General features: G+C 64.2%; 6 protein-coding genes. 3 read left to right on the forward strand and 3 right to left on the reverse strand.

The window, feature by feature from the left end; all coding sequences use genetic code 11:
• Positions 1-76 precede the first annotated feature (76 nt).
• The 3 genes from Q1W68_RS15045 (at position 77) to Q1W68_RS15055 (ending at position 1,698) form a co-directional block, all read left to right on the forward strand.
• The gene (locus tag Q1W68_RS15045; protein ID WP_300650682.1) at positions 77-535 is read left to right on the forward strand and encodes a DUF4149 domain-containing protein; all 459 of its coding nucleotides are present in this window, start codon (positions 77-79) and stop codon (positions 533-535) included.
• Positions 536-737: 202 nt separating this feature from the next.
• On the forward strand, positions 738-1,151 hold the full coding sequence (locus Q1W68_RS15050; protein WP_300650684.1) for a hypothetical protein: 414 nt from the start codon (positions 738-740) through the stop codon (positions 1,149-1,151).
• A 16-nt stretch (positions 1,152-1,167) separates the two neighbouring features.
• A complete protein-coding gene (locus Q1W68_RS15055; protein ID WP_300650687.1) occupies positions 1,168-1,698 on the forward strand; it encodes a hypothetical protein in 531 nt (176 codons plus the stop codon).
• A 17-nt stretch (positions 1,699-1,715) separates the two neighbouring features.
• Here the strand turns inward: Q1W68_RS15055 and folD are convergent, their stop codons facing one another.
• The 3 genes from folD to Q1W68_RS15070 all read right to left on the reverse strand — a co-directional run bounded on the left by folD (position 1,716) and on the right by Q1W68_RS15070 (position 5,833).
• Positions 1,716-2,570 (reverse strand): bifunctional methylenetetrahydrofolate dehydrogenase/methenyltetrahydrofolate cyclohydrolase FolD, encoded by an 855-nt coding sequence (folD, locus tag Q1W68_RS15060; protein WP_300661239.1) that lies wholly within the window; start codon positions 2,568-2,570, stop codon positions 1,716-1,718.
• 78 nt (positions 2,571-2,648) lie between these two features.
• A complete protein-coding gene (locus Q1W68_RS15065) occupies positions 2,649-3,275 on the reverse strand; it encodes a response regulator transcription factor (RefSeq protein WP_069046646.1) in 627 nt (208 codons plus the stop codon).
• The gene (locus Q1W68_RS15070; RefSeq protein WP_300650523.1) at positions 3,272-5,833 is read right to left on the reverse strand and encodes a PAS domain-containing sensor histidine kinase; all 2,562 of its coding nucleotides are present in this window, start codon (positions 5,831-5,833) and stop codon (positions 3,272-3,274) included. The genes Q1W68_RS15065 and Q1W68_RS15070 overlap by 4 nt, the downstream gene beginning before the upstream one ends.
• Positions 5,834-6,016: the final 183 nt, after the last annotated feature.

The raw sequence follows: 6,016 nt of genomic DNA on the forward strand, positions 1-6,016 counted from the left end.
AAGAAGGCGACGTGGCCGAAGTACAAGCGCCGGGCGGCACCAAGCGCTTTGAAATTGTGGCCGTGCGCTACGCCTGATGCCGCTGCAACGGCTCTCTGTTTTTGTGGCGGCCCTGTGGTGGGGTGGCATCTCGGCACTGAGTTTTCTGGCGGTGCCCTTGCTGTTTGCCACGCTGGGCAGCCCGGCGATGGCCGGACCGGTGGCCGCCAGAATTTTCTCGTTGCAATGCTGGGCCGGGTTGGTGCTGGGCATGGTTTTGCTGATGATCCTGCGCCGCTGGCGTGGCGAAGGTACGACCATCGCGCCCGCAGCACTCACCACCATGGGCCTCGTGCTGTTTGCGATGCTGCTCGCGCTGGTCCAGGAGTTCGGCGTGGCCCAGAACATCGTGACGGCGCGCGCCAGCGGAGGCAATCTCAGGCTTTGGCATGGCGTGGGCACCCTGATGGTCCTCGGACAATGGTTGTGCAGCGGGTCGGTGTTGTGGCGGTTGACCCAAGGATCGTCTGCGACCACCGGCACCAAGACTTCATAGGCGGAGCTGTCCGCCTCGAATACCCCGGAGAGTCATGAGCCTGCCGGTGTATTCCAATAGGACCCGAAGAAAGGTCGCTATGAAGCATGGAATGCATCGATGTGTCGCCAGCGTTATTGCTGTGGCGGGGTTGTTGATCGGGTGTGGAACACCACCGCAGACGCCGGACGGGTTCCGCGCAGTGGTTCGAGGGGGACACGCCTTGTTCCGGATCGACTCATTCACGGTCGATCGGCCATTTGCGGCGGTGGGCAGTGCCTTGCAGCGCCAGGCAGACGAATGCCTGCATGCGAAAGTCACCACGCACGGCGCTGGCATTTTTGGGTTCGGGTCTGGCTCCTCGCAGGTGCGGGCCGTCTCGACGCCCACGGTCAGGCGAAGCCAGGAGCGGGTCGAACTCGACCTGCAGGTGGATGTGAAAGCAAGTGTCAAGGTTCACGACGAACCGCCGGGCGGCATCGTGAACTTTGCGGTCGATGCGGTGCCGGCCGGCCCAGGGCGCACGCGCGTCGAGGTCTACCGCATGAAGGCTCGATCTTCCGCGCTGCTGGAGGCTGTTCGTGGATGGGCATCAGGGGACTTCACGGGCTGCCCTGATCCGACGACCTACATGTGAAGGCGGATGGAATCGCATGCCGACCACAAGCCTCTGGCGCGCAGGATTCCTGATCAGGGGAATTGTCCTGCTCGCGTGCGCCGGGCTCGCCGCTTGCAGTTCTGTGCGGACGTACCCGACGGATGGACCCTTCAATCTGCAGGTCCGGACCACGACGGAATCGGGCTCGTTCCTTCGTGACGTGACCGTCGCGGTCGACATCCACAGGGTGGCACCTGGTTGTGGGCTTGAACACCTGGGGCGCCGGCAGCTGGGCGACACCGTTCAGGAACTCAGGTTGCCAGTTGGCGTGCCGCTCTACCTCGAGTTCATCTTCCTGAAGTCTGGCCGCTGGGTGAACGATTCCAGCGTGGTGCGCCACGACACCTTGCTGACCGCGAGGGCCGGGCACCGCTACACCGCGCAGGTTCGTTATTTGAACGGACTTTACGAAGTGGTGGTGCATGAGGCCGACGCAGGCCAGACCGGGGCGCGGGTTGTCGAACGGCATCAGCCGGACCGCTGCACGCCCGCCAGCCGGCACCAAGAACCGCGTCGCGCCATGTAATGGCGCGACGCAACGCGTCAGCGGCGCTCGGTTCGCTCTGCCGATTCCAGCGTGTTGACCATCAGCATGGTGATGGTCATCGGGCCTACTCCGCCCGGCACAGGGGTGATCCAGCCCGCCACCTGCTTCACGCCCTCGAAATCCACATCTCCGCACAGCTTGCCTTCGTCGTTGCGGTTCATGCCCACGTCGAGCACCACCGCGCCGGCTTTGACCATGTCGGCGGTGAGCACGTTGCGCTTGCCCACGGCGGCCACGATCACGTCGGCTTGCAGCGTCATCGCCTTCAGGTCTTTGGTGGCGCTGTGGCAGATGGTGACGGTGGCGTTCTGCTGCAGCAGCATCAGCGCCATGGGTTTGCCCACGATGTTGCTGCGGCCGATCACCACCGCGTGTTTGCCCTTGAGTTCGTAGCCGATGCTCTCCAGCATCTTCATGCAGCCGTAGGGCGTGCAGGGCCAGAAGCCGGGCATGCCGGTCATGAGCGCACCGGCGCTGGCGATGTGGAAGCCGTCCACGTCTTTGGCCGGGGAGATCGCCTCGATCACCTTTTGCGCGTCGATGTGCGCCGGCAGCGGGAGCTGCACCAGGATGCCGTGGATGGTGGTGTCGGCATTGAGCGCGTCCACACGCGCCAGCAACTCGGCTTCGGTCATGGTGGCAGGCCAGCGCTCCAGCACCGAGTGCATGCCGGTGTCTTCGCAGGCCTTGACCTTGTTGCGCACATACACCTGCGAAGCCGCATTTTCCCCGACCAGGACCACCGCCAGGCCCGGGGTGATGCCGTTGGCTTTCAAGGCGGTGACACGTGCTGTCACGTCGGCGCGAAGTTGGCGGGAAAGGGCGTTGCCGTCGATGAGTTGTGCGGTCATGGGTTGAGCGGGCTGCGGTTGAAATGGAAACGCCCGCCGGGAAGGGCGGGCGTTGAACGGGTGTCCGTGAGCGGTGTGTCAGGCCTTGGCAGGCGTTTGTCCCAAAGCGATTTTGAGCAGATCGGCCACGGTGTTGGCGCCGAGTTTCTCCATGATGTTGGCGCGGTGCGCCTCCACCGTCTTGATGCTGATGCCCAGGTCGTCGGCGATCTGTTTGTTCAGCCGGCCGGCCACGATGCGCTCCAACACCTGGGCTTCGCGGCTGGTTAGTTTGGAGAGCAGGGCGTCGCGGCTGACCGCCTGCTGGTGGGTGGTGAAGGCTTCCCGTGCCCGCTCGAGCATGCGTTCGACGAGTGTGACGAGCTGGTCTTCCTTGAACGGTTTCTGGATGAAGTCCAGTGCGCCCTTCTTCATCGATTCCACCGCCATTGGCACGTCGCCATGACCCGTGATGAACACGATGGGCAAGGGCGATTGACGTTCGATGAGCCGCTCTTGCAGCTCCATGCCGGTCATACCGCCCATGCGGATGTCGGCGATGAGGCAGGCCACCTCGCGTGCGTCATAACGACTGAGGAACGCTTCGGCCGATTCGAAACAGCGGACCCGAAAGTCCTTGCCTTCGAGCAGCCATTGCAGTGAGTCGCGCACCGCCTCGTCGTCATCAACGACATAGACCGTGCCTTTTTTCGGGATCAAACTCATCTCGCTCTTTCTGTGTCCGTCACCGGCTCTGTGGCTGGTCCGGTTGATGCGTCGCCGACCTTCAATCTGGAGACCACCGGAATCCAGAAACTGAAGCAACAACCCACAACCTCTTCCCCATTGTAGATGTTGTGCACTTGCATCCTTCCGTGGTGGGATTCCACGATGCTGCGGCACAGCTTGAGGCCGATGCCCATGCCTTCGCTCTTGGTGCTGTAGAAGGCTTCGTAGATGCGTTCGATCATCTCGTCGGGCACGCCGTTGCCCGAGTCGCGCACCGAAAACTCAACCACCTCCATGTCGTCCTGCCGTCGCGGACCCACGCGCAATTCCACATAGCGCTCACCGGGCGCGCGGCCCGCCTGCATGATCGCTTCGCCCGCGTTCTTCAGCAGGTTGATGAGCACCTGCTCGATCAGGATCGGGTCGACCATCAGGCTGGGCAGGCGTGCCGCCACATAGGGCGACAAGCGCACCTGGTGGCGGCGCAACTCAATGTCGGCCAGTTCGATCGCGTTGCTCACCATCTGCGCCACGTCGGACGGCGCCGGATTGGGCTCGCTGCGCTTCACGAAGGCCTTGATGCGCTGGATGATCTGGCCGGCTCGCTGCGCCTGGCGTGCGGTTTTTTCCAGTGCACCGAGCAGGTCCTGCGTGCTGATCTTGTTTTCGTTGACGCGCGAGATCATGCCGTTGCAGTAGTTGCTGATGGCGGTGAGCGGCTGGTTGAGTTCGTGCGCCACGCTCGACGCCATCTCACCCATGGTGATCAGGCGGCTGGCGGTTTGCGCGCGTTCGGCCTGGCGCGAGGCCTGTTCCTCGGCGTAACGCCGCGGCGTGATGTCGCTGGCAATCACCATTTGCGCCAGGCGCCCGTCCACCCAGGTCAGGTAACGGGTGCGCACCTCCAGCCAGCGGTCGAGCTCTTCGACAAACACTTCGGCGTTTTCCGCCCCGGCGTCCGTCAGGGTTTCGGTCGGCATGCCGGCAAAAGCATCCACGGCGTCACCGTCGTCCGGGCTGGGTGTGGGCTGGTCACCCGCCAGATCCACCAGGTGGCGGTGACCCTGTCCGCGGGTGCCGAACCACATGCGGTACATCTTGTTGGCGAACAGCATCTCGTCGCTGCCCAGGGGCGCCACCGACACCGCCGAGTCCAGCGACTCCAGCACGGTGGTGAAGCGCTCATATGACGCCGAGAGTTCTTCGCGAATGCGCTTGGGCTCGGTGATGTCGGTCATCGAGGTCATCCAGCCGCTCTGGTGGCCTTTGGGGTCGATCAGCGGCGACACGTACATGCGCGCGTCGAAGATGCTGCCGTCGCGCCGCTGTACGCGCACCTCGAAGCCGCCCGGTGTGGAGCGCCCGCGCAGTTCGTCCTCGAGGCGGGCGGTGAGTTGGTCGTGGTCTTCGTCGGGCCAGTAGGGGAAGGGCGCGGTGCGCCCCACCAGTTCGCCTTCGGTCCACCCTGTCATGGAGCAGAAAGCGGGGTTCACGTAGGTGATGCGACCTTGCATGTCGAGCGCGCGCATGCCGGTGAGCATGGAGTTTTCCATGGCGCGGCGAAAGTTGGTCTCGGATACCAGCGCTTGCTGGGCCTGCACGCGCCGGCGCGTGTGGCGCCAGGTGCCGAGCAGCATCCACACGGTGAGCGCCGAGAGCGCGCCGATCACCCAGAAGAACCCGCTGCCCACGATGTCTTGCGAGGTTCGGTAGCCCTGGGCTTTGACGATCAGGCCGTTGCCCACCGGGGAGACCGGCACCTCGTGTTCCAGCGGCGGGTTGGACCAGGGCAGCAGGCGCAGCACCTCGCTGGGCGCCTGCAGGCTGCCCGCGAGCACCTGGCCACGGTCGTCGACCAGCGCCACCGCGTAGCGCGCCATGATCTCCGGCGGCATGCCGAAGCGCATGAGTCCGTCGATGGCGTACTCGCCCATGACGGTGCCGGCAAAGCGGCCCTGTTCGCTCAGCGGCACGTGCAGCATCAGCGTGGCGTTGCGCGGATCCTGGGTCTCCAGCGGGCGCGAATAGGTGGGCTGGCGCAGGTCGCGCGCGAGGTCGAAGGTGCCGTCGGTCTCGTTGGGCGACAGCGTGCTGCCGGTGGGCCGCATCAGGCGCAGCGGTGCGCTGGGTGATGCGTAGCTGGCCAGCACGTTGCGCCGGGCGTCCACCCAGGTCACAGCCTGCAGTTCGGGGAACTGGCTCACCAGAGCCTCCACCTGGAAGACGAACTCTTCGGTGTCGATGTCCCGGTTGTCGATCTCGCGGGCCAGGCGCATCAGCTGCTCCTGGCGTTCCAGCAAGCGCAGGCGCAGTCGCTGCTGCGCGTATTCCACATCGCGCGTGACGGCTTCCTGCTCGCGTTCGAGTTCCTCGTATCGCAGGTAGGTGATGGCCACGACGATGGCCGAGAGGAACAGCAGCACCGACAGCAGCGGTGCGAGCGTGGCAAACCGGTCCTGGCGCGAAGGCGGCAGCCGGCGCCACCAGCGTTTCCACCAAGGTGTCTGGGCGGCTTTCGGTGCGGTTGTTGGAAGCGAGGAGGGGGCTGGACTCATGACCCTCCGAGTCTAAGTGAGCAGGCCCGCGGTGCTTCGATTTGTGAAGCATGCGCGGGTGACGTCCAGCCGCGACGGCATGTTGCTAAATTTCACAATGTAGAAAGTAAAAGCACATATTGAAATAGGGAAAACATTGTGGGAAACTCCGTGACAGCACGGAATGCCCCCCGTAAGCTCGAT

The sequence above is a fragment of the Hydrogenophaga sp. genome, from assembly GCF_030158645.1.
Lineage (GTDB): Bacteria > Pseudomonadota > Gammaproteobacteria > Burkholderiales > Burkholderiaceae_C > Hydrogenophaga.

Excerpts from the sequence above, each read along its gene's own strand:
- Q1W68_RS15045 (WP_300650682.1), top strand. The coding sequence starts at position 77 with ATGCCGCTGCAACGGCTCTCTGTTTTTGTGGCGGCCCTGTGGTGGGGT.
- Q1W68_RS15055 (WP_300650687.1), top strand. The coding sequence starts at position 1,168 with ATGCCGACCACAAGCCTCTGGCGCGCAGGATTCCTGATCAGGGGAATT.
- folD (WP_300661239.1), bottom strand. The coding sequence starts at position 2,570 with ATGACCGCACAACTCATCGACGGCAACGCCCTTTCCCGCCAACTTCGC.
- Q1W68_RS15065 (WP_069046646.1), bottom strand. The coding sequence starts at position 3,275 with ATGAGTTTGATCCCGAAAAAAGGCACGGTCTATGTCGTTGATGACGAC.
- Q1W68_RS15070 (WP_300650523.1), bottom strand. The coding sequence starts at position 5,833 with ATGAGTCCAGCCCCCTCCTCGCTTCCAACAACCGCACCGAAAGCCGCC.